Consider the following 22358-nt stretch of genomic DNA (forward strand, 5'->3'; position numbering starts at 1 on the left):
ATCAGCGATGTGCCGGCTCAAGGCGCTCCGCGGCGCGCAGCAGTGCGCTTGCGGCGCGCGGGTTGCGCTCGACTTCAGCGGCGCTGGGCCGTGTGACCTTGCGCCGCAAGAGGCGCACCGAAGGCTCGGCGCCGCAGATGCACGGCAGGGTGGACGGACACTGGCACACGCCGTCGGCTGCTTCTCGCAGAATGATTTTCACGATGCTGTCTTCTCCTGAGTGATAGGCGAGCGTTGCGAGGCGACCGCGTGGCGCCAGTCGCGAGAGCGCGGCTCGCAGGGCGGGGTCGATGAGGTTCAATTCGTCGTTCACTTCGATGCGAATGGCCGCAAACGTGCGCATCGCCGGATGTCTGCGGGCGCGGCGGGCGGCAGCGGGCACAGCTGAGGTGACGACGTCGACGAGCTGGCACGTGGAACACAGCGGCCGTGCCGCCACGATCGCCGCGGCGATGCGGCCGGCGTGGCGCTCGCCGGCATGGCGCCGCAGCAGCGCGCGCAGCTCGTCGAACCCGTAACGGTTCACCACATAGCCGGCGTCGCGTCCGGTGCGCGGATCCATCCGCATGTCCAGCGGAGCGTCGTGGCGGTGAGAGAACCCGCGCTCGCCGGTGTCGAGCTGGTGGCTGCTGACGCCGAAGTCGAACAGCACGCCGACGAGCGGACCGCACGCCGCCGCGTCGATCAGCTCGCCGAGGCGGTCGAACGGCTCGCAGCACAGGGTGACGCGGTCGGCGAAGGGCGCGAGACGTTCCCGTGCAGCGGCGATGGCCTCGGGATCTCGATCGACGCCGAGCAGTCGGCGCTGCGGATGCTGGCGCAACAGCAGCTCCGCATGACCGCCTCCGCCCAAGGTCGCGTCGACGAACAGCCCTCCGCCGACGGTCGCGAACACCTCGGCGATCTCGTCGACCATCACCGGATCGTGGAACGATCGATGAGTCTTCGGCGCCGTCATGTCGGCGCCGGCACGACGAGACTGCGCTCCGGTGCTTCCAGCAGCGATTCGCCTTGGGCATTCATGTCCTGCCAGCGCTCGGCATCCCAGATCTCGACCTGGTCGATGACGCCGATCACGACGCAGTCACGCCGTAGGCCGGCGAAGCGACGCAGCTCCTCGGGCACCGCAATCCGACCCTGCTTGTCGGGCATGACCCGAGCAGCGCCGGCGCCGAAGGATCGCTTGGCAGCGCGCGCAGGCGGGCCGCCGGCTTCGGAGCGCTCCGACATCTGACCGGCGATCTCGCCGAAGCGATCCGGCGTCATGAGCGCAAGACAACCCTCGCTGTGCTTGATCAGAAATCCGGACGGCTCGAACGCGCCGCGAAAGGCCGCCGGGAGCACGATGCGGCCCTTGGCATCGAGCGAGTGCTCGTGCTGGCCGACGAACAGACTCTCCACAGACCGGGCCTCCGCAGCATTCGGACGAGAACCTGGTGCGCATGGGCGGGTGTGCCTCTGCGAACCACTTCACACCACTTTATGACCTAATCGCCCCCCGTGTCCACCCCGCCTATGGACTTCTGCTCGCGGATGGCACAACGCCGACCCCAACGTCGCCGACCCCAGATGGGTGCCATGCGGTCGGCGGCGATGCGCCAAGCGGCGGCGAGCGCTGCCGTGCCGGCAGGTCGCCAGAGCCTTCAGGCTTCGTACGCGCTGATGTGCCTCACGAGCAGCTCCGCAATGTCCGCGGGCGAGCCGCTGACGCCCAGGTCGGCCCATCCCACTGCTCGTTCGGTCACCCGGGCAGCGGTCGCGGAGTCCATTGCGGCCGCCAAGGGCCCGAGCTCGAATCGTGCGGCAGCCAGGCACTGGAATCGGCACCCTTCACGAGTGCGGCGCTGCGAGATGCCGACCAGCTTCCTGCCCTCCACGCAGACCTCGCCCGGACCGAGGGAAGCGAAGCACACGAGGCCGTTGGACGGGCCGGCTTCGTAGGCGCCGCGATGCGGGCTTGCAGTCACGCCGAAGTCCGCGAAGGCCTGCGCCAGCGCGTGGCCCAGCCAACCGAAGGCCTCGCCGACGTCAGCACGCCACAGCGGATCGCCGGCCGGCACGAAGACGTCCACCCATGCGCACGACTCCGGATCCAGCCACACCAGCCCCCCGCCGCTGCGCCGGCGCACGACCGGGACGCCTCGGCTGGCCGCCCACCGCGCAGCACCCGCAGGCAGGAAGCTCGCCGAGCCCAGGATCAGCGCCGGGGCCGACGGCTGCAGCCGGCAGACGCGGCGTCGGCCGTCCTGGGGCATCGGGCGGGCGTGCAGCAGTGCGGCATCGGCCCGCCACTCCTCACGTATCCACGTGGACACCCGTCCACCCCCTCAGCACATCCGCGTCGACAGCGCAGTCAACCGGTATGCTGTGCCGCGCTACCGATGGAGAGTTCACTGCAGCGGCGCATCCGTGTTCGGCTGTTGTCGTGGCCCTTGGGACTCCGCGGTAGCATGGATGGAAGTTGCCGGAGTCCCTGAGGCTTCGCGGCAGCATGGATGAAAATTGCCGTAGCGCCTGAGGCTTCGCGGCAGCATGGATGGGAAATGCACATGTACCAGCACCACACAACTATGTCCCGAAGTCGTCTGCGTACGGCTGCGAGGCTGACAGCGGCAGCGGTGATCGCCGCAGCCTCCCTCGCGGCGGTAATGCCCGCCGCGGACGCATTCCTGAGGCAACCACCGCCGAAGCCGATCTACTCGGTCACGGCGCTCGACACCTCGGCCACCGTCTCCTGGCAGCACGGCCCGGCCAACGGCTGCGCGGTAACCCAGTACAACGTCTGGTGGGGCACCCGAAGCTCCCTTGGAGGCTACTTTAGAGCCCAAAAGACGGTGAGCGGCGACACGACCAGCGTCACCATGACCGGCCTGACCCCGAACACCGAGTATTCATTGGAGATCATCGCCACAGGTGACCCCAATGCAGGCGGCTGCCGGACCAGAGAACACGATCGCGTCCCTCAGAGCATCATATGGACCAGGTTCACGACGTGGCCGAGCGACAAAGTGGCCCCGGCTCGTCCCACTGCTGTCTCCGTCACGGAGGTCACCACCGGCGGCGGCAAGATCTCGTGGACCGCTGGCGCAGTCAACGGGTGTGCAGTCTCGAAGTTCAGGGTCCAAGTGAGAGAGGTTCAGCGGTCGGCCAACGGCGAGCGGCGTCTGGTGCTCGACAAGGACGTCTCCGCTTCGACGTCGCAGGTCACGCTGTCACAGCTCAATCACAACACGAGGTATCAGGCGCTGGTGCGCGCCCAAGGCAATAGCCCTCTTTGCTCGTCCCCGTCATTCTCGCTGTGGACGGTGCAGTATTTCACCACCAAGAGCATCCCGGCGACACACCCCCCTCAACCCTTCTATCCGAAGGTCAGCGAGATCACCTCTCACAGCGCTGCCTTCTCGTGGACGCCCGGCACAGCCACCGCGTGTCGCGCCGCGGGGCATCGCGTGCAGGTGAGCGAATGGCCGTACGCCCAACCTGTCGTCACCACCATCGACAAGAAGATCGCAGCGGGCACCAACAGCGTCAGCCTGACCGGGCTCAAGGCTGGTCAACAGTACCGGGTGAGAGTCTCCAGCTATGGTGCCGCAACCGACGAGAGGTGCCTGACAACCGAATCTGACGGTTCGCCGTTGCGCGTCAGCTGGCAGCATCAGAACTTCACCACCGATGCGGCCACGCCCTATCCGCCGCCTCGCGTGAGCGACCTCGCAGCTGCTCCGACGACAGGCGGCGTCGTCTTGACGTGGACGCACGGCACGCCCGCTGCGGACAACCATTGTCGGGTTGCCTCATATCGGGTCAGGCTCGTGACCATCGGCAACATACAGATCGTCCACGAGAAGACCCTGAGCGCGACTGCCACAACGCACACCGTTACCGGCCTCAAACAGGGCTACAACTACCGGGCGGAGATCGTCTCCAATGCACCCAGCGGCGACATTGCCTGCAAGCAGTCTCAGGGCGCCAGTCCGCGGGAGTTCACCACACGCGCCGCGGCCGCTCAGCCTGCGTCGATCACGGTCGGTCAGGTCACCAACACCAGGGCCACGGTCACATGGGAGCACGGGAAGAGCGTCCCGCAATGCTCGGTCTCCGAATACCGGGTTCGTGTCACACCGGTCGGCGGCACGCAGGCTGCGTACACCAGCACGGTCAACTCGGCTACGGTCGAGCACGGCGTTTCCGGGCTGGACCCGGAGACCGAGTACACGGTCACGGTCGGCGGCTACGGCTCAGGTGCCAACTGCGGTGACCCGTTCAGTCTGGGGTCTGCGACCTTCACCACCGCTGCAGATTCCATTGTAAAGGTGGGGTTGCCCGACGACCCGGTGACCCCGGGCATTTCCGTGCCGACAATCGATTTGCTGTTCATCGAATCGGCACCGGTCTCTGTCACCGAAGGCGACGACGGCAAGACCGTCTTGACGTTCACCGTCACGCTCAGCGACACACCTGACGCCGACGTGCGAATGACCGCCACAGCCCACGGCGCCGAGCAGCGGCGCAGTAAGCATGCCACCAAGCCGCCCACCGCGAGCGGCAACAACGTTGACTTCTACCAATATCACAGCCAGCGGAGCGTGGTGTTCGCGGCCGGCGCCACCGGCGACGCACTGTCCAAGCAGGTGCAAATTGTCGTCTACGGCGACACCGACGTCGAGGGCGACGAGACACTGGTGCTTCACATAAACAAGCTGCGCACAACCGACGAGCGAATCTATTTTGCAGGCGGCTCAACTCGATTCATGCGCGTCGAGGGCACCATCATCGACGACGACTGACCTCAGGCCGGCTGAGGCTGCAGGTCGGCGACGTACTCGGACCACTCGGTGCGCGAGTCGTCTCGCATCGCGGCCACCACGGCAAGCGGGTCCGGAGCATAGGGAACGCGAAGCAGCCGGTAGCGGCCCTCAGAGAGCAGCGAGTCGCCCTTGCTCACGTTGCAGGCGCGACAACAGGCAACCACGTTCTCCCATGTGTGCTCCCCGCCGCGGCTTCTGGGATGGACATGGTCGATGCACTCAGCGCGTGTGCCGCAGTACTGGCAGCGGTAGGCGTCGCGTGCGAACACTGCCCGCCGGTGCAGCGGTGCGCGCCGCCGAAACGGCGCCCGCGCGTGGTAGTTCAGCCGCACGATGGAAGGCACCGACATCGTCGTGCGCGGCGAGCGGACGCGGCCGGGTCCGGTGTGTACGACATCGGCCTTGCCCCCCAGCACGAGCATCAGCGCACGGCGCACGGTCGTAATGGACAGCGGCTGGTAGGTGACGTTGAGCACCAGCGTTCGTTCCGACAGCACGCTGCCAGGCCGCGCATGATCCGGCTGCAGGTGAGGTTCGTCGCGGCGCACTCGATGGCCGTTGACCGCGCCGTTGGAGCGAGCCGCATCGTCCGCCGGCACCAGTTGCCGCACGGCCGCTGCGGAGCTGCTCGTCTCACGGTCTCGAGATCGCATGTCGCCCCTCAGCGGTACGCCGACGCGGCTGCCGGCCACTGACGGCACCATTCCAGCCATCGGATCAGATCGGCGGCTTCGAGTGTCGTGCTGTTCTCACTGCCGAGGGCGGTCTGCAGCCGGAATCGCAGGTAGGCACGCGGAGGCACCGGCAGATACGGCGCTCGAGCCCACCAGCGCGGCGGGATCATCCGCAACCCGACGCGCGCGGCCGTACACCACAGCCGCGGCCGCATGGCGACTGCTGCCGGCAGCTTCCATACACGCAGGCTGCCCCATCCTCGCAGGCTGCTCCATGCATGCAGGCTGTACGGCGTCGGTGATCGGCGCATCGGGCCACTCTAGAAGCGGCAACTCCAACGATCAGCGACTCCACACTGCCTCTGCACCTGATGCGCAACGGTGATGCACAACGGCGACGCTGAGTAGCCTCGCTGCGTTCGCGCGCCCTGTGTCCGACCGGGCTTGTCTGGCAGGTCTTGTCTGGCAGGCCCCGATCGGCGGCAATCGCAAGCCGGAGAGCGAGTCGCTGTGCGCAATCACACTGCCCCGCATACGCACGCAGCCGATGCCGAAGTGTTCCGCCAGACGTTCGAGCGCATCACGGCCAATGTCGAGCGCATCATCTGCGGCAAGTCCGACGCTGTCGGACTCTCGCTGATGTGCCTGCTGTGCGATGGGCATCTGCTGATCGAAGACGTGCCCGGCGTCGGCAAGACCAGCCTCGCCAAGTCGCTGGCAGCCTCGATCGACGTGCCCTTCGGCAGGATCCAGTTCACGCCCGACGTGCTGCCGTCCGATGTCATCGGCGTCAGCGTGTGGGACGAGCGCGAGCGAGCATTCGACTTTCGGCCTGGCGCCCTGTTCTCCAGCATCGTGCTGGTGGACGAGATCAACCGAGCTTCGCCCAAGACCCAGGCCGCTCTGCTCGAAGCCATGCAGGAGCGCCAAGTCACCACGGACCGCACCACGCGGCTGCTCGGCGAACCGTTCATGGTCGTCGCCACCCAGAACCCGATCGAGCACGAGGGCACCTATCCGCTGCCCGAGTCTCAGCTGGACCGATTCTTGATGCGCGTCAGCATCGGCTACCCGGACGCGGACGCCGCAGTTGCGGTACTCGAGCTCCACAGTGGCACCGCTGACATCACGCTGGCGCCGGTCGCGACGGCCCAGGAGATCCTGGCCATGACCCGCACGGTCACCGAGGTCCACGTTGCGCCGGCTCTGCGCCGCTACATCGTGGCGGTGGCCGACGCCTCGCGGCGCCGCGGCACCATTTCGCTCGGCATCAGCCCGCGAGCCACGCTCGACCTGCAGCGTGTCGCGCAAGCACATGCGCTCGCCGCCGGCCGCAACTACGTGGTGCCCGACGACGTGAAGGCGGTGTCCGAGCCGGTGCTCGGGCACAGGATCCGCCTGAGCCCTGACGCGCAGATCCAAGGGCTGACACCTGCCGCCGCGCTGCGCGACGTCTTCGACACCGTCGCGATGCCCACCTCCGCCGGCTAGGCGACATCGCGTGCTGACGCGGCGAGGCTGGACGGTCGGCGTCGGTGCTGTGGCCGCCGCAGGCGCCGGACGGCTCTTCGGCACCGAGGAATTCTGGGTGCTCGCCGCTGCTGGGCTCCTGCTGATCTGCGGCTCCGTCGCTTGGACCCGGACGCGCCGCGTTCGCCTCAGGCTGCAGCGTTCGGTCCAGCCTGCACGCGTCCATGCGGGCGAGCAGGCACGGGTGCGGCTCGACCTCACGAATCTGGGTGGTCACGTGCCGGAACTGCAGCTGACCGACCCGGTTCAAGGAACGCTCGGCGCGCGTCTGCTCCTCGGCCCGCTGCTGCCCGCCGAACGTTTGCACACCTCCTACCTGGCGCCGACGCAGCGTCGAGGACGCTTCGAGATCGGCCCGTCGGAGGTGGACGTCGTCGATCCGCTCGGCTTGGCCCGCGCCCGCGTGGGCGCCGGCCCGCGAACGACCGTCGTGGTCTATCCCGCCATACAGGCGCTGGTGCCTCCACGCCTGGCACGCGGGACCCAAGCGCTGGGTCATGCGACCGACCACCACACGCTCCAGCGCATCGGCGAGGACTTCTACGCCTTGCGCGACTACTCCGCCGGCGACGACGTGCGCCGCATTCACTGGCCGTCCACGGCGCGGCGCGGCCGTCCCATGGTGCGCGAGGACGAAGCGCCCAGACGGCGCCGTGTCACGATCGTGCTGGACACTCGCAGCGCCGCGTACGACGAGGAGCGCTTCGAGTTGGCGGTGTCGGCTGCTGCCAGCATTGCGCTCGCCGGTGCCGCTCGTCGTGATCCGCTGCGACTGTTGACGACGAGCGGCGCGGACACCGGCATCGTGACCTCCCGCCACGGCTTGTCCCAGCTCTTCGAGCGCCTCGCTGACATCCGCCGTTCGTCGGAGCAATCGCTGAGCAGCGCACTGGCGACCGCCGCAGCGACGGCAGCCGGCGCCGTGGTCGTCGTGCTCGGCGCACTGGCGCCGGATGCGGCCCGCGACGCTCAGGCGCTCGCAGCAGCCTGGTCACGCGCACCGGCCATGACGGTGGTGCGGATCTGCACGCCGGGGCACGCGCCGCCGCCGATCGGACTGCGCACCGTCGACATCAGCTCCCCCGCAGAGCTGCGGGACACGTGGGCTGCGGCACAGACGTCTCCCCCGAGCAGTGTCATCCAGAGCAGTGCCATGCCGTCGAATGCGATACCCACGAATGGGGCACAGGCATGAGCAGGCGAAGCCTGTGGCAGGTGGAGATCACCCTGTGGCTGCTCACGCTGCTGACAGTGCTGGGCGCTCGCCGCCTCTTCGACGCTTGGGACTACCTGCCGCTGTGGCTCATGGCCGCGCTGGGAGGACACGCGTCGGCTGCGTTGACACGACGGCAGCGCTGGCCGGTCGCGGTCGCAGCTGCAGCGTCAGCCTTGACGCTGGTCCTCGTCGAAGGCCTGGCGCTGTACCCCAGCACGCTGTGGCTGCGACTGCTCCCGAGCACCGAGACGTTTCGCCAAGCGAGTGCCGACGTGACCGCAGCGTGGGACGCATTCGGCATCGTGGAGGCGCCGACACCGGCCGCTGCGGGGTTCTTGCTGGTCGGCGGCGCCGTCGTGTGGATCGCGGCCTTCACGGCCGACGCCTTGGCGCTGCGCACCGGCTCGGCGGGTTTGGCGCTGGTGCCTGCGTTCGCCATGTTCGCCTTCGTCGCGGCACTGGGCACCGATGCCTGGGGCATCCGAAGCGCCGCGGCGATGGTGCTGTGCACGGTGGCGTTCGTGGCTGCGCACGGCGTCCACCACAGTGCGGACCGGACTCGGGTGGGCTCGCTGAACCGGCGGCGCGCCACGGTGCCGATGCGCACCGCTTTGCGCCTCGGCACGGCTGCTGCGGTGTGTGCCGCGCTGACGGTCCCGCTGCTGCCCGGCAGCGACGCGCCGGCAATCGTCTCCTGGAAGGACCTCGACGGCACAGTGCCCGCTGCGAGAGTGACGATCAGCCCCTTGGTCAACGCACAAGGCCGTTTGGTGGGCTCGTCGGGCGCCGAGCTGTTCCGTGTCCGAGCAGATGCCCCTGCGTACTGGCGGGTGTCGGGCCTCAGCCGCTTTGACGGGAGGTTCTGGGGTTCCGAGCAGACGTACCGCAGTGCCGCTCGACACCTGCTCGCCACTGCCGACGACGAGCTGCTCAACCAGCAGTTCACGATCGGCGCGCTCGACAGTGTCTGGCTTCCCGCCGCGTACGAGCCGAGAGCCTACGACGGTCCCGATGCGCTGTACGACCCTGAGACGGGCACGCTGGTGACCGAGCACAGCAGCGAGCTGGCGCCCGCGATGACCTACTCGGTCAGCTCCAAGATCGACATTCCGTCTGTCGTCGAGCTGATGGCCGCCGGCGGCGACGTCCCGGCCGACGTGTCGGAGCAGTACTTGGCGCTGCCCGACGGCTTCAGCCCGCGCGTGGCCGACCTGGCAGCGGACCTCGCGGCCGATGCAGTCGGCCCGTACGCACAAGCTCTGGCGCTGCAGAACTTCTTTCTGGACAACTTCGTCTACGCACTGAGCGTGCCCGGCGGGCACGACGCCGATCGCATGGAGCAGTTCTTGTTCGACGAGCGCCGGGGCTACTGCGAGCAGTTTGCCGGCACCTACGCGGCAATGGCCCGGTCGATCGGACTGCCGGCGCGCGTTGCCGTCGGCTTCACGCCTGGTGAGCTGATCGACGGCGAGTACGTCGTGAGAGGTGAGCACTACCACGCGTGGCCCGAAGTGTGGATCGCAGGGCGCTGGGTCTACTTCGAGCCGACGCCGGGCAGAGGCGCACCCGGGGCGGTGACCTACACCGGCGTAGCCGCTCAGCAGGCGGTGTCGGGCGACCCCGATGCGGCGGGCGAATCCGGCTCAGGGTTCATCGGCGCGCTCGGGCTCGAGGATCTGGAAGGGCTGTCCGCCGACTTGGAGGGCTTCGTGGACGTCTTCGACGCGGAGGGCTCGCAGGCGCCTGCCGGGCAGTGGTCGGAATGGCTCGTGGTGCCGTTCTACGCGGCGCTGGCGGTCGGCGTGCTGTGGCTCGTCACCGTGTACTCCGCCGTGCGAGTCCGCAGGGTGCTGCACCATCGGCGTGCCCGCAGCGACACACGCGCCGGGGTGGGAGCGGCTTGGGGCGACGTGGCAGAGACGCTCTTCGACGTCGGCATCGATCGACGCGCAGCCGAGACGCACGCCGAGTTCGCACAGCGGGCCGGCCGCCGGCTGCGCATCGATTCGGGCGAGCTGCGAGAGCTGGCACACGTCGCACAAGCGGCGGTGTACTCAGCTGAGCCCCCGACACAGGCGGCGGTCGCTCAGGCCAAGACGGACGCACGCCGGCTCGAGTCTCGCATCCGGTCGCTGCGCAGCCGCTGGGATCGCCTCAGGACGGCGTGCGGTACAGCGGCACTGGTGGCTGGCCCCCGTTCCCGCCGACGGCACCGTTCAGCCGGCTACGGCTGGTCGTCCGACAGTCCTCGAGGCTGAGCACGAAGCGCTGCGACGTCGGCACTGCCCGCCTCCCACAGTGCGCGGGCGCTAGCTGGAGTCGTTGCGGAAACGTCGCCGAAGGCGGTCGCCGAACGAGTCGGCGTTGCTCGGGCGGGAGCGCTTGGCGATCGAATCGGAGACCTTCTCGATCCCTAGCCTGCCCATCTTGCGGACATTGCGCTCGATCACCACGGCACTGGCGAACACGACCAGAAATGCGCCGAACGCGAGCGCGAAGTGGACCTGCAGACCCAAGCCGACGCCGACCAGACCCAAGATCCCGCCGAGCACCGCCCAGCGGATGTTGCGCAACGCATGCCGGGTCAGCGTCGTCTCGGACACCTCCCGCGCGAACTCCGGGTCGGTGTCGTAGAAGTCCTTCTCAATCTCGAGCAGGATGCGTTGTTCGTCTTCAGAGAGCGGCACGCACGGACTCCAAGTGCTGTCTTGCCGATGTTGACACCAGTGTAGGACGACAGCCTGCACCACTTCCACGCACCCGTGCATCCACCCGTGGCCGGAACCCCACGGCGGCTGCTCGCCGGCCTGCCTGCTCAGCGCAGCTCGGGGCAGGACTGGGCAGTGCTGGCCCCGTTGGCTCAGCAACTGCGGCTGACTCGGCAGCGGCTGCTTACTGCGTCGCCGGTGCGATCACCCAGCCGCTGCGGCGATCGCCGGACACGGTGTAGCGGAACACGTGACCTCGCGGGGCATCGCCGTCGAGGTAGGCCAACAGCGGTTCGGCCATGTAGCTGTGCTGGCCTTCGAGCAGGGCCTCGATCTCGCCGACTCGCACCCAGCGCGCATCGAAGACGATGCCGTCGGGATCGGCGACGTCCAGTTCTCCGCTCCAGCGGCGCGCTCGGTGAACCTCGACCCGCAAGAACCAGCCGGGACCGTCGCGGCCATCGGCCTCGACGGTGTACATCGGACCGTCCCACGACGCCACCCGCAGGCCGGTCTCTTCCGCCACCTCGCGCGTCAGCGCCTTCACCGCCGTCTCGCCCCGATCCACCACCCCGCCCGGCGTCGTCCAGTCGGTGCGGCCGCTGCGCCGCAGGTTGTTGACCATCAACACGGTGCCGTCGAACTCGAGGATGCCGCTGGCGACAGACCATCGACGCGACCTGGACGGCATGGCGGCAGTATGTCACGCACGTAGTGCGGCTGAGCGGCTGTGCTTCTGGCCGTACCATGGCAGCGGTGAGCACGCACGGCGAGGACGCTCAGCCCGGCGACAGGCGCCGTCGTGGCCACGCGGGGGCCGCGGCCGCTCCCACTGCTGACGACGGCGCCGACGAAGCCATTCCCGCAGGCGCCGGCACCGATGAGACCAGAACGATCCGCATCGGGTCCACAGCGGCGCCGACGGCGTTGCCGTCGGTGCTGGCCAGAGCAGTGGCCTTCGGCGCCATCGTGGTGGCAGCGGTGTGCGGAGGCCTGGCCGGATACGCGACCAGCGCCCTGCAGTGCAGCGGCAGCTGCGCCGGCCCCACGCTCAGCGGAGCTGCTGTCGGCGCCTTGGCAGGCGCAGCGGGCGTGGCCGCGCTCGCCGCGCTGGTGCTCCGGTCCATGAGCGAATGGAGCGATCAGGCCTCACTGCGCCACCGCGGCAACCCGTCACGCGGACGCGCGCCGCGTTCCGGGCCGGACGCGGCTGCTTCGAGCTCGCTCGCACGGCGGTCGGGCGCGACGACGGTTCGACGGCGACCATGAACGTCCTCGCGGTCGAAGACGACGAACGCATCCGCACCACGCTGCGCCTGGCGCTCGAGGACGAAGGCTGGCAGGTCAGCGAAGCGGAGTCCTGCGAAGAAGCCCTCGAGCGCTTCGTGCCCGAGAGCACCGACGTGGTGCTCGTGGACATCATGCTTCCCGGACTCGACGGGTTCGAGCTGTGCCGATCCATCCGGCGAGTGAGTCACGTGCCGATCATCATGGTGACCGCCCGCGACGACACCCACGACATCGTGGCGGGACTCGAAGCCGGCGCCGACGACTACCTCACCAAGCCGTTTGCCCCCAACGAGCTGTTCGCCCGCATCAGAGCGCTGCTGCGGCGAAGCCGGACGGTGGACGGCAGCGGACTGCCCCGAGCATTCGGAGACCTCGAGGTCGTGCCCGACGAGGGCGTGGTGACCAAGTGCGGGCAGGAGCTGCACTTGACCAAGACCGAGTTCCGTCTGTTGTGCGAGCTGTCTGACCATCCCAACAAGGTGATGAGCCGCGAACATCTGCTCGAACGGGTCTGGGGCTACGACTACTTCGGCGACGGCCGACTCGTCGACGTACACGTGCGTCGGCTTCGGCTCAAGATCGAGGACGACCCTGCCGATCCTCGCTACGTGGTGACGGCTCGCGGCTTGGGCTACAAGCTGCGGGCCTCCGGCTGAGAGTCCGGAGTGAGTCTGGGCAGGCCGCGGCCCCTGCGCCGGCTTCCGCTGCGCGCGCGCGTCGTCGGTGCGTTCACGCTCGGCGCGACGCTGGCGGCCTTCCTGCTGGTGGTGATGACCTACAGCCTCTCGCGAGGCTCGATGCTGCGGCTCCGTCAGGATTCCTCACAGGCACAGTTCTTCGCGAACGCCACACAGGTGCAGAACTCGCTGCGCGCGGAGAGCCCCGACTTCGCGGTGCTGCTCGAGTCGCTGCCGAGCCTGGGCGGCAGCCGCTCCATCGTTCGCACGGGACCCGACACGTGGCGATCGCCGTCGCTGGTGCCCAACGATCTTCCGGCCGCACTCATCGAGGCGGTCGAACGATCCGGGCGGGCCCACGTGATGCGTTACCGACTCGACGGCGGCGGCCAGCTCGCGCTCGGTCTGCGCTTGCGCCCGGCCGCGGTCTCGCAGCTCAGCGAGACGCTGTACTTCGAGGTGGTTCCGCTGTCGGAGATCGAGGCCACGCTCGCCAGCCTGCGCCTGATTCTCGGCGGCGGCGCCGCGCTGACCGTGTTGATCGGGGTGGCCGTCGGTGCATGGGCCGGCGGACGGCTGCTGCGACCGCTGGCGACCGTGTCCGATGCTGCGAATTCCATCGCTCGGGGCCGATTCGACACCCGCGTCGATCCCAGCGACGATCCTGATCTCGCCGTGATCGTCAAGTCGTTCAACGACATGGCCGATGCCATGGAGCGCAGGATCGCCCGCGATGCGCGCTTCGCGTCCGATGTGAGCCACGAGCTGAGATCGCCGCTGCAGACGCTGCGGGCCTCCATCGACTTCCTGAACGGACACCGTGACCAGCTGTCGGCACACGCGCGGACTGCACTGGACCTGCTGGCCGCAGACGTCGACAGGTTCCAGCAGCTGGTGCAGGACCTGTTGGAGATCTCGCGGCCCGACGCAGAGAACTCGGTGCTCGAACGGGGTCTGGTGAACGTCACCGAATTGGTGCAGCATCGCGTCCGTGCCCTTGAGCCCGACGTGGACCTCGAGGTCGGCGCCGGTGCTGAGGACGCCGTGGTGATCGGCGACAAGCGCGGCCTCGCACAGGTGTTCGACAATCTGCTGCGCAACGCCGACAAGCACGGCGGCGGCGCCACCCGTGTAGCCATCTCCCGGCCCGGCAACTCCGTGCGGATCGCTGTCGAGGACAACGGGCCGGGTGTCGCGCCGTCAGAGCGCGAGCTGGTCTTCGAACGCTTCGCTCGCGGCGCAGCGGCGCGCAAGCGAGGCGCCGGCACCGGGGCTGGTCTGGGACTGGCCCTGGTGTACGAGCACACCCGACGTCACGGCGGCTCGGTGCATGTCGAATCGCTCCCCGACGGCAGACGCGGAGCGAGCTTCGTGGTCGAGCTGCCCATAGCGGGGCACGGGACTGCGGGACACCGATGAGGTCTCGCCGCGCCGGGTGGAGATCGTTCGGCGCGCTGGGGGCGTGCGTCGTCACGAGTGTTGCCTGCGGACTGCCGATCGACGACGGCCCGACCAGCGTCCACGTGCCTGCCGGCCTGTTTCCCGACGCCGCTGATGAGCCATATCGGCCCGTCGTCGGCGCAGCGGCCAAGACGCCTGACACGTCGCTGCACCCGGTGTACTTCCTGCGCGACGGGGTGCTCGTGGAGCTGCAAAGGTCGCTGGCTGCGCCGGTCTTCCTCGATGCGCCCCTCAACAGCCTGCTGGCCGGACCGACGCCGACCGAAGCAGAGAACGGACTCGAGTCCGCGATCCCGGCGGGCACCGAGTTCGTGGACGTACAGCTGCTGCGCAACAACGTCATCTCGGTACACCTCAACGACGTCTTCTTCGAAGTCGAAGGTGCGCAGCGGGTGCGGTCAGCGGCGCAGATCGTGTTCACCGCCTCGGCGCTCGCACGTGACAGTCAAGGCGTGAGGTTCTTCCTCGACGGAGTCGCCCAGTCGCTGCCCGACGGCGCTGGGGCCATCGCGCAGACGCCGCCGGGCCAGCTGCCTCGCGCCTTGCGCGTCGAGGACTACGGCGAGCTGATGCCGCCCGCGCCGCTGCGCTCGGCCGCCCTGCGTTGACCGATCAGCACGGTGACCGATCAGTGCGCCGAGACGGCCTGCGGGTAAGCCTGCGAACGCCGCGGCCGGTGGCGGGCCTGCTGTAGCGCGAGCGCGTGGCGGCTCGCGCCACGGCTGCGAACATCAGCATCGTCGGGAACACCTCCAGGCGGCCGAACAGCATCAACACCATCATCACCGGCCGCGACTGGCGTGCGAACTCCAGCGCCGAAGCCGTCGGCCCGGCCTCGCCCAGCGCCGGCCCGACGGTGCCGACGGCCGACACTGCGCCGGAGAACCCGGTCTCCAGATCGTTGCCCAAAGCGGTCATCACAATGCCGCCGACTAGGGCAAGCCCCAGATACAGCAGCACGAAGCCCAGCGCCCGCGCCGCAACGTCCTCGGCCACCGTGGTGTCACCGAGGCGCATCGGCAGCACCGCTCTGCGATGGCGGGCCCGAATGACCTCGCGGACGGCATAGCGGACCACGATCTGCAAGCGCAGCACCTTCATGCCGCCGGCCGTGGAGCCGGTCATGCCGCCCACGAGGAACAGCACCAGCAGCACCAGCTGCGCAGCAGGCGTCCAGCGCTGCGAGTCGGTGTAGTCGTAGAGGCCGTAGCCGGTGTTGGAGCCCAACGACACGGCGTAGAAGGCCGCCTCTCGAAGGTTCGAGCCGAGGCTCAGCCTGCCCGAGTTGAGCAGCGCCACAGCGATCGCTGCGCCGCCGATCAGGCTCAGGTACCAGCGCAGCTCTGAGTAGCCCCGCAGCTTCGACCGGGTGCGCATGATGGTGTGCCAGTGGATCGAGAAGCTGGCGCCGCAGACGATCATGCCGGTCATCACCACCAGCTCCACAGCCAGCGAGTCGAAGTGCGCGATGGATCCCGTGTGCGTCGAGTATCCCCCGGTGGCAACCGTGGTGAAGGCGTGCGCGACCGCGTCGAACACGCTCAGTCCGGCAGCCAGCAGCGCCGCTGCGACAGCCAGCGTGAATCCTGCGTACAACAGCCACAGCCGCCGCGCCGTGGCTGCAACGCGCGGCGTGAAGCGGTCTGCCGTCGGTCCGGGCGCCTCGTTGGCGATGAGCTCCAAGCCGCCGACCTTCAGCGCGGGCAGCACGCTCACGGCCAGCACAATCAGGCCCATGCCGCCGAACCACTGCGTCATGCTGCGAAAGAACAGGATCCCGTGGGCCACGCCGTCGATGTCGGCCAAGATGGTGGCACCGGTGCAGGTGAAGCCTGAGACCGACTCGAAGAGCGCGTTGTCGGCCTCGCTCCACGGGACCACGCCGCTGAACAGGTACGGCATCGAACCGGCCAGCGAGACGGCCAGCCACGCCCACGCCACCGAGGCGAAGGCCAGCGGCGAATCCGAACGCGCCGATGCGGTGGTGCTGCCCATCATGGCGCCGCCCACGCTCGCGGTGACCGCTGCGGAGGCGACCAGCGCGAAGGTGCCGCCTCCGCCGTCGACCAGTGCGACACCGGCGGAGATCGCCATGCCGGTCGCCACGAACACCAGCGCCAGCCCGCTCACGTGTACTGGCGTGGACTCGAAGCGTCGCCCCGCTCCTGTGGTTGGGCCGTTCATCGCAGCATGTCGCCCATGGACCTGCGCCGGACCCGCGATGCCCGTCGCCAAGCAGCAGCTGCCGGATGCAAAGCGACACTCAGCGCCACCAACGCAGCGGTCACCGACATCCGTCCGCACAGCATGAGCAGTCCTGCGGCGACGCGTCCCGTCCCGTCGAGCGACGCCAGATGCTCCGTCGAGCCGGCTGCGCCGACCGCAGGCCCGACCGTCGACAACGCGGACACTCCATAGCTGAGCGCGCCGACCACGTCGAGCCCGCTCGCCGCCAACACCACGGCGGCAGGGATGACCAGCAGCACCGCCAGCAGCAGCTCCCCCACGATGCGGCTCATGGTGGACTCCGAGACCGTCGAGCGTCCGAGCCGCAGCCGCTGTGCGAGGGACGGGTGTACGGCGCGGCGCAGCTCGCGCCCGATGTAGGAGGTGAGCGTCAGCAGGCGCACCACCTTGAAGCCGCCGGCCATCGAGGCGCCCATGCCGCCGATCGCCATGAGCGTCAACAGCGCCGCGACGGCGCCGCTGGAGAGGCCGACCAACGACGCGGCTTCGAAGCCGGTCGTGGAGATCGCCGACACGACGGCGAACAGCGACCTGCGAAGGTGCTCATGGCCGAAGTCGCCGCCAGACCACAGCGCCACCAACGCCGCAGCGCCGACGGTCAGCATCAGGTATGTGCGGAACTCGTAGCTGCGGACGAAGCGCGCCGGCTCGCGGCGCCGAATCGCCAAGTACATGAGCGGAAGGCTGACACCGGCGGCGGCCATGCCGAAGATCGCCACCCACTCGATCGCGGCGGATTCGTAGCTGCCCAGCGATCCGGCCTGGGTGGAGAAGCCGCCGGTCGAGGTCGTGGTCAACGCGTGCAGTCCAGCGTGCGCCAGCGGCATGCGAGCCAGCGCGTAGCCGACGGCCACCAGCACGGTGAGCGCTCCGTAGAGCAGCAGCAGACGGCCCATGGTGCCGGCGCTGCGCGGCGCCAGCCGGCGAGCCGAGCGTGTCGCCACTCCCCCGTCGGCATCGAGGCCGCCGACGCCCAGGTGCGGCAGCACGCGCACGAGCACCACGATGAATGCCGCGCCGCCGAGCCACTGCCCGACTGCGCGCAGGGCCAGCATGCCGCCGCCGAGTTCTGCCGGGGAGATCGCCGTGCTGTTGGTGCCGGTGACCGTGGCAGCGGCCTCGACGAACGCCGTCGCCAGCGCCGTGGGCGCCACCGCGCCGGTCGCCACGTGCGCCACCGCCACGGCCGCAACCGCTGCGAACGAGCCGATCACCAGCGCAGTGAATGCCTGACGCTCGCCGATGCGTCGCTCGAACCTGCACAGCCGCAGCAGACCGAGAGCGACCGCCGAGACGGCACAGCCCGCGATCAGCAGCGCCGTCGCATCAGCACCGGACTCGCCGCTCGCAGCCACACGCCCTCCCGCCACCAGATCGAACAGCGCACAGGCAACGAAGACCGGCAGCGAGCTGGCCAGCACCACCAGCGCCGTGACCGCCACGCTGGATTCGTAGGGCCCCCGTGCCCACCAGTGCAGCGCGTCATCGGCGGCGCGCGCGGCTCGCACCATCAGCCAGCGGAGCTTGTCGCGCTGCGGCGCCCGGCGAGCCGGACGAGGCGTCACCGAAAGGCCTGCTTGACCTCGTCCACGCAGTCAGGCGTCACGAAGGCGACCACGTGATCGCGTGCTCGCAGCTCGCTCCGGCCCCGAGCAATGCGGGCCTTGCCGTCGCGCACGATGGCCGCAAGCAGCATCTGGCCCGGCAGGTGCAGGTCCCGTACCCGCGAACCGTCGGCGCCCGAACCCGAGCCGACCTCGAACTCCAGCACCTCGACGTCGCCTTCGAGGAAGGTCGCCACGGCGGTGACGTCCCCGCGGACCATGCGCAGGACCATGTTGGCGCTCGCTGTGCGCGGAGACAGCGCCGCATCGATGCCGACTTGCTCCAGCAACGGCAGCAGCGACAGGCGATGCACCACGGCAACCGTCTCGCTGGCACCCTCGGACTTCGCATACAGGCACGCCAGCACGTTGGCGTCGTCCTCGCCGGTGACGGCGACCACGGCATCGAAGCTGCCGATGTCCTCCCGTGCCAGCACGTCGATGTCGGTGATGTCGCCGTGCAGCACCAGCGCCCCCGCGTGGCGCTCGCTGAGCTCGAGACAGCGCTCATGGTGCTGCTCGACGATGACGACCTCGATGCGGCGCTCCAGCAGCCGGCCGGCCAGCAGCCCTGCGGTCCTGCCTCCACCCAGGATCATCACGCGTCTCAGATCGGTTCGGTGCAGGCCCATGATCTCCATGAGCTCTCGCCGGCCTTGGCGCCGGCAGACCACCCTCAGCAGGTCGTTGGGCTGCAGCGTCGTGTCCCGACGCATCACCGTGATCTCGCCGTGGCGCGAGAGCGCGCCGAAGATGAAGTCCCACTCAGGCTCGTAGTAGGCCCCGACCTCGGCCATGGTCTTGCCGACCAGCGGCGCGTCCGGCGCGAGGTGCGCACCGACGACGAGCACCTCGCCGTTGGCCAGCTCGTTGATGTCGGACACCCCGTGGTACACGAGCAGATCCATGATGGTGTCGGCGGTCTGCTCGTCGGGATCGAGCACCAGGTCCACGCCGATGGCATGTCGCAGGCTGCGCCCTGGCGGGCCCCGCAGGTCGCTGTCGGCCAAGCGAGCCGCCGTCGCGGGGACACCCGCCTGCTTGGCTTGCATGCACGCCAGCAGGTTGACCTCGTCGGAGTCGGTGACCGCGACGACCAAGTCGGCTCGGGCGAGGCCCGCCTCAGCGAGCACCGAAGGATTGGTGCCGCTGCCGTTGACGGTGAGCAGGTCCACCTCGGACGCAAGCGTGTCGAGGCGTCCGGAGTGCCGGTCGATGACGACGACGTCGTTGCCCTCACGGCTGAGGCGCTCAGCGATGTAGCTTCCGACCTCGCCAGCGCCCACCACGAGAATCCTCACGGCGTGCGACCCTACTTCGATACCTCGGTACGGTCTGGTATCTCGAGGTCCGGTATCTCGAGGTCTGGCATCTTGAGGCCGGCCATCTCGGGCCGGGGCAACAGCGAAAGCAGGCGACATGGCCGTCGTGATCGCGATCGATGCCGGCACCACCGGCGTGCGCTCCATGGCCATCGACGAGACCGGTGCCGAGCTGGCCTACGCCTACCGACCGTTCCCGCAGCACTATCCCGGCCCGGGCCTCGTCGAGCACGACCCGAACGACATCTGGGAAGCCACGACGCTGACCTTGAGCGAGCTGTGCGCCGCCCTGCGGACCCGAGACGACGGGCGTCCTGCGGCGGTGGCCGCTGTCGGCATCGCCAATCAGCGCGAGACGGTCGTGGCATGGGACCGTCGCACCGGCGAGCCGCTCGCACGCGCACTCGTGTGGCAGGACGTCCGCACCGCAGGCCGCTGCGAGCAGCTGGAGGCTGACGGCCACCTGCCTGAGGTCCGTCGGCGCACGGGTCTGGTGCTGAGCCCGTACTTCAGCGGCACCAAGGCCGAGTGGCTGCTGCGCCACGGCGGCGTGCCCGTGCATCCTGATCTGGCTGTCGGCACGGTGGACAGCTGGCTGATCTGGAAGCTGAGCGGCGGCTCAGCGTTCGCCACCGATGCCACCAACGCTTCACGCACGCTGCTGTACGACCTCGCTTCGGGCGCCTGGTCGACGTCGATGTGCGACCTGCTGTCGGTGCCGATCGACTCGCTGCCACACATTCGCCCGTCGGCCGGTCGGTTCTGCCGCACGGCGGACACGACGGCGCTGGGGCCGGGGATCGCGCTGAGCGGCGTGGCAGGCGATCAGCAGGCTGCTCTGTTCGGCCAAGGCTGCCATGAGGCGGGCATGGCCAAGAACACCTACGGCACCGGATCGTTCGTCCTGATGAATGTCGGCGAGCGATGCCCGCAGCCGGTCGACGGGCTGCTCACGACCGTGGCATGGGACTTGGGCACCGGCCGCACCTACGCGCTCGAAGGATCGATCTTTGCCACCGGCGCGACCGTGGGCTGGCTGTGCGGCGTCCTGGCCGGGGCCGCCGACCCGGCCGGGATCGAATCGCTCGCCCGCAGCGTGCCCGACAGCGCCGGAGTGGTCGTGGTGCCGGCCTTCGCCGGTCTGGGCAGTCCCTGGTGGGATCCGAGCGCTCGTGGCGCGATCATGGGCCTCACGTTCGCGGCCACCCCGGCCCACATCGCACGGGCTGCTGTGGAGTCCATGGCACTGCAGACTCGCGACGTCGCAGAAGCGATGCATGCCGCGGTGGGCCGTCCCGTCGCCGAACTGAGGATCGACGGCGGCGCCGCAGTCAATGATCTGCTGTGCGCCATCCAAGCCGACCAGCTGGACGCCCCGGTGAGCCGACCCGAGGTGACCGAGACCACTGCCATGGGCGCGGCGATGCTGGCCGGGCTGGCCGAGGGCGTGTGGTCGTCCCCGGCGGACGCAGCCTCGGCCTGGAAGCTGGATCGCCGTTTCGAGCCCACCGGCGACCGTGCGGACGCCGACCGGCTGCACGCGCTGTGGCGACAGGCGCTCGAGCGAACCCTGCGCTGGTAGCAGCTGGCCCAGCCCAGGCGTCGCAGCCCGAGCGGCGCTCGAGTCACTCGGCGGGCGTCAGCAGGTCCAAGGCGCCGCGCAGCTGGCTGATGGCCTGGCGGATGCGATGCTCGTTCTCGACCAGCGCGAAGCGCACGTGACCCTCGCCGCCCGGGCCGAAGCCGACGCCAGGAGACAGTGCGACGTTCGCCTCGGCAACCACCAGCTTGCAGAACTCCACCGAGCCCAGGTGCCGGTACGGCTCTGGGATCTCCGACCAAGCGAACATGGTCCCTCGCGGAGGCGCCAGCGGCCAGCCGATACGGCCCAGCCCGCGCACCAAGACATCCCGCCGATTGCGGTAGGTCTCCCGAATCTCGCCGGGATAGTCGCGTTCCTCGTTCATCACCACCGTCGCTGCGATCTGGATCGGCTGGAACGTGCCGTAGTCGAGGTAGCTCTTGAGCTTGGCGAGCGCCGCCACGACCTCGGCGTTGCCGACGCAGAACGCGACCCGCCAGCCGGCCATGGAGAACGACTTCGTCAGGCTGTAGAACTCCACCGCGACCTCCATCGCGCCCTGCGCCTGCAGGATCGACGGCGGCTCGTAGCCGTCGTAGCCCAGATCTGCGTAGGCGAAGTCGTGGACGAGCAGCACTTCTCGTTCGCGCGCGAAATCCACGATGCGCTGCATGAACTCCAGATCGACGCACGCAGTCGTGGGATTGTGCGGAAACGACAGAACGATCACCCGAGGCCGCGGCCACGAGTACTCGAAGCGCTCGACCAGGCGCTCGAAGAACGTCTCGCCGACGTCGAGAGGCACCTCGCGCACGCTTGCGCCGGTCAACAGCGGACCGAAGAGGTGAATCGGGTAGGACGGCGTCGGCACCAAACAGGCGTCGCCCGGCCCCAGCACCGTCCACATCAAGTGAGAGAAGCCCTCTTTGGCGCCGATCGTGTTGATGATCTCGGTGTCGGGATCGAGTTCGACCTGCCACTTGCGCCGGTACAGGTCGCCGACGGCGGCACGCAGCTTCGGGATGCCGCGGCTGGCCGAATACCGGTGGTTGCGGGCATTGCGGGCCGCATCGGCCAGCTTGTCCACTGCCCGCTCCGAAGACGGCAGGTCCGGATTGCCGAACCCCAGGTCGATCACGTCGGCACCCGCACGCCGACGCTCGATCTTCAGCGAGTCGATGACGGTGAACACGTACGGCGGCAGGCCGCCGATGCGTCGGAACTCCATGGTGCTTGAGG

Annotated in this window: 20 protein-coding genes; 9 read left to right on the forward strand and 11 right to left on the reverse strand. The window is 69.0% G+C overall.

Annotated elements, in window-relative coordinates; all coding sequences use genetic code 11:
- Position 1 precedes the first annotated feature (1 nt).
- The 3 genes from rsmH to ACOGI4_RS09825 all read right to left on the reverse strand — a co-directional run bounded on the left by rsmH (position 2) and on the right by ACOGI4_RS09825 (position 2315).
- The gene (gene rsmH / locus ACOGI4_RS09815; protein WP_419841493.1) at positions 2-958 is read right to left on the reverse strand and encodes a 16S rRNA (cytosine(1402)-N(4))-methyltransferase RsmH; all 957 of its coding nucleotides are present in this window, start codon (positions 956-958) and stop codon (positions 2-4) included.
- Entirely contained in the window at positions 955-1401 is a 447-nt protein-coding gene (locus ACOGI4_RS09820) for a division/cell wall cluster transcriptional repressor MraZ (protein WP_419841494.1), read from the reverse strand. Before ACOGI4_RS09820 ends, rsmH begins: the two co-directional genes overlap by 4 nt.
- A gap of 242 nt (positions 1402-1643) precedes the next feature.
- Positions 1644-2315 (reverse strand): lipoyl protein ligase domain-containing protein, encoded by a 672-nt coding sequence (locus tag ACOGI4_RS09825; protein WP_419841495.1) that lies wholly within the window; start codon positions 2313-2315, stop codon positions 1644-1646.
- A 333-nt stretch (positions 2316-2648) separates the two neighbouring features.
- Here ACOGI4_RS09825 and ACOGI4_RS09830 point away from each other — a divergent pair, with 333 nt between their 5' ends.
- Positions 2649-4787 carry a fibronectin type III domain-containing protein gene (locus tag ACOGI4_RS09830; RefSeq protein ID WP_419841496.1) on the forward strand — a complete coding sequence of 713 codons (2139 nt, stop codon included), beginning with the start codon at positions 2649-2651 and terminating at the stop codon, positions 4785-4787.
- 2 nt (positions 4788-4789) lie between these two features.
- On the opposite strand, the gene ACOGI4_RS09835 is transcribed toward ACOGI4_RS09830, so the two are convergent.
- Both ACOGI4_RS09835 and ACOGI4_RS09840 read right to left on the reverse strand, forming a co-directional pair.
- Complete coding sequence (locus ACOGI4_RS09835; protein WP_419841497.1) at positions 4790-5419, reverse strand: HNH endonuclease; 630 nt, start codon at positions 5417-5419, stop codon at positions 4790-4792.
- Positions 5420-5469: 50 nt separating this feature from the next.
- Positions 5470-5793: a hypothetical protein gene (locus ACOGI4_RS09840; RefSeq protein ID WP_419841498.1), complete on the reverse strand. Its 324-nt coding sequence runs from the start codon at positions 5791-5793 to the stop codon at positions 5470-5472.
- A gap of 199 nt (positions 5794-5992) precedes the next feature.
- On the opposite strand from ACOGI4_RS09840, the gene ACOGI4_RS09845 reads away from it, so the two are divergent.
- From ACOGI4_RS09845 to ACOGI4_RS09855, 3 genes are read left to right on the forward strand one after another with little or no spacing between them, the layout of a single operon-like run.
- Positions 5993-6973 carry an AAA family ATPase gene (locus tag ACOGI4_RS09845; RefSeq protein WP_419841499.1) on the forward strand — a complete coding sequence of 327 codons (981 nt, stop codon included), beginning with the start codon at positions 5993-5995 and terminating at the stop codon, positions 6971-6973.
- Positions 6974-6983: 10 nt separating this feature from the next.
- Positions 6984-8207 carry a DUF58 domain-containing protein gene (locus ACOGI4_RS09850; RefSeq protein WP_419841500.1) on the forward strand — a complete coding sequence of 408 codons (1224 nt, stop codon included), beginning with the start codon at positions 6984-6986 and terminating at the stop codon, positions 8205-8207.
- Positions 8204-10486: a transglutaminase TgpA family protein gene (locus tag ACOGI4_RS09855; RefSeq protein ID WP_419841501.1), complete on the forward strand. Its 2283-nt coding sequence runs from the start codon at positions 8204-8206 to the stop codon at positions 10484-10486. Before ACOGI4_RS09850 ends, ACOGI4_RS09855 begins: the two co-directional genes overlap by 4 nt.
- 51 nt (positions 10487-10537) lie before the next feature.
- Here the strand turns inward: ACOGI4_RS09855 and ACOGI4_RS09860 are convergent, their stop codons facing one another.
- A complete protein-coding gene (locus ACOGI4_RS09860; protein WP_419841502.1) occupies positions 10538-10915 on the reverse strand; it encodes a DUF3040 domain-containing protein in 378 nt (125 codons plus the stop codon).
- A gap of 205 nt (positions 10916-11120) precedes the next feature.
- Complete coding sequence (locus ACOGI4_RS09865; RefSeq protein ID WP_419841503.1) at positions 11121-11627, reverse strand: NUDIX hydrolase; 507 nt, start codon at positions 11625-11627, stop codon at positions 11121-11123.
- A 65-nt stretch (positions 11628-11692) separates the two neighbouring features.
- Between ACOGI4_RS09865 and ACOGI4_RS09870 the strand changes: the two genes are divergently transcribed.
- From ACOGI4_RS09870 to ACOGI4_RS09885, 4 genes are read left to right on the forward strand one after another with little or no spacing between them, the layout of a single operon-like run.
- Positions 11693-12205, forward strand: a complete 513-nt coding sequence (locus tag ACOGI4_RS09870) for a hypothetical protein (protein ID WP_419841504.1) — start codon at positions 11693-11695, stop codon at positions 12203-12205.
- A complete protein-coding gene (locus ACOGI4_RS09875) occupies positions 12202-12882 on the forward strand; it encodes a response regulator (protein WP_419841505.1) in 681 nt (226 codons plus the stop codon). Before ACOGI4_RS09870 ends, ACOGI4_RS09875 begins: the two co-directional genes overlap by 4 nt.
- Positions 12883-12891: 9 nt before the next feature.
- Entirely contained in the window at positions 12892-14322 is a 1431-nt protein-coding gene (locus ACOGI4_RS09880) for a sensor histidine kinase (protein WP_419841506.1), read from the forward strand.
- The gene (locus tag ACOGI4_RS09885) at positions 14319-14972 is read left to right on the forward strand and encodes a GerMN domain-containing protein (protein ID WP_419841507.1); all 654 of its coding nucleotides are present in this window, start codon (positions 14319-14321) and stop codon (positions 14970-14972) included. The genes ACOGI4_RS09880 and ACOGI4_RS09885 overlap by 4 nt, the downstream gene beginning before the upstream one ends.
- Positions 14973-14976: 4 nt before the next feature.
- Here ACOGI4_RS09885 and ACOGI4_RS09890 read toward each other — a convergent pair whose 3' ends face one another.
- From ACOGI4_RS09890 to trkA, 3 genes are read right to left on the reverse strand one after another with little or no spacing between them, the layout of a single operon-like run.
- Positions 14977-16548 (reverse strand): TrkH family potassium uptake protein, encoded by a 1572-nt coding sequence (locus ACOGI4_RS09890; protein ID WP_419841508.1) that lies wholly within the window; start codon positions 16546-16548, stop codon positions 14977-14979.
- Entirely contained in the window at positions 16545-18176 is a 1632-nt protein-coding gene (locus ACOGI4_RS09895; RefSeq protein ID WP_419841509.1) for a potassium transporter TrkG, read from the reverse strand. The genes ACOGI4_RS09890 and ACOGI4_RS09895 overlap by 4 nt, the downstream gene beginning before the upstream one ends.
- Positions 18173-19516: a Trk system potassium transporter TrkA gene (trkA, locus tag ACOGI4_RS09900; protein ID WP_419841510.1), complete on the reverse strand. Its 1344-nt coding sequence runs from the start codon at positions 19514-19516 to the stop codon at positions 18173-18175. The genes ACOGI4_RS09895 and trkA overlap by 4 nt, the downstream gene beginning before the upstream one ends.
- 118 nt (positions 19517-19634) lie before the next feature.
- On the opposite strand from trkA, the gene ACOGI4_RS09905 reads away from it, so the two are divergent.
- Complete coding sequence (locus ACOGI4_RS09905) at positions 19635-21119, forward strand: FGGY family carbohydrate kinase (RefSeq protein ID WP_419841511.1); 1485 nt, start codon at positions 19635-19637, stop codon at positions 21117-21119.
- Positions 21120-21162: 43 nt separating this feature from the next.
- On the opposite strand, the gene ACOGI4_RS09910 is transcribed toward ACOGI4_RS09905, so the two are convergent.
- On the reverse strand, positions 21163-22347 hold the full coding sequence (locus tag ACOGI4_RS09910) for an aminotransferase class I/II-fold pyridoxal phosphate-dependent enzyme (RefSeq protein ID WP_419841512.1): 1185 nt from the start codon (positions 22345-22347) through the stop codon (positions 21163-21165).
- Positions 22348-22358: the final 11 nt, after the last annotated feature.

Origin of the sequence: Candidatus Poriferisodalis sp. (assembly GCF_965205175.1) — a bacterium.
In the GTDB taxonomy this organism is placed as follows: Bacteria; Actinomycetota; Acidimicrobiia; order Acidimicrobiales; family Poriferisodalaceae; genus Poriferisodalis.

Bases quoted from the DNA above. Each gene is read 5' to 3' on its own strand.
- ACOGI4_RS09890 (WP_419841508.1), bottom strand. From the start codon at position 16,548: ATGAACGGCCCAACCACAGGAGCGGGGCGACGCTTCGAGTCCACGCCA.
- ACOGI4_RS09910 (WP_419841512.1), bottom strand. From the start codon at position 22,347: ATGGAGTTCCGACGCATCGGCGGCCTGCCGCCGTACGTGTTCACCGTC.
- ACOGI4_RS09830 (WP_419841496.1), top strand. From the start codon at position 2,649: ATGCCCGCCGCGGACGCATTCCTGAGGCAACCACCGCCGAAGCCGATC.
- ACOGI4_RS09855 (WP_419841501.1), top strand. From the start codon at position 8,204: ATGAGCAGGCGAAGCCTGTGGCAGGTGGAGATCACCCTGTGGCTGCTC.
- ACOGI4_RS09840 (WP_419841498.1), bottom strand. From the start codon at position 5,793: ATGCGCCGATCACCGACGCCGTACAGCCTGCATGCATGGAGCAGCCTG.
- ACOGI4_RS09905 (WP_419841511.1), top strand. From the start codon at position 19,635: ATGGCCGTCGTGATCGCGATCGATGCCGGCACCACCGGCGTGCGCTCC.
- ACOGI4_RS09875 (WP_419841505.1), top strand. From the start codon at position 12,202: ATGAACGTCCTCGCGGTCGAAGACGACGAACGCATCCGCACCACGCTG.
- ACOGI4_RS09865 (WP_419841503.1), bottom strand. From the start codon at position 11,627: ATGCCGTCCAGGTCGCGTCGATGGTCTGTCGCCAGCGGCATCCTCGAG.
- ACOGI4_RS09885 (WP_419841507.1), top strand. From the start codon at position 14,319: ATGAGGTCTCGCCGCGCCGGGTGGAGATCGTTCGGCGCGCTGGGGGCG.
- rsmH (WP_419841493.1), bottom strand. From the start codon at position 958: ATGACGGCGCCGAAGACTCATCGATCGTTCCACGATCCGGTGATGGTC.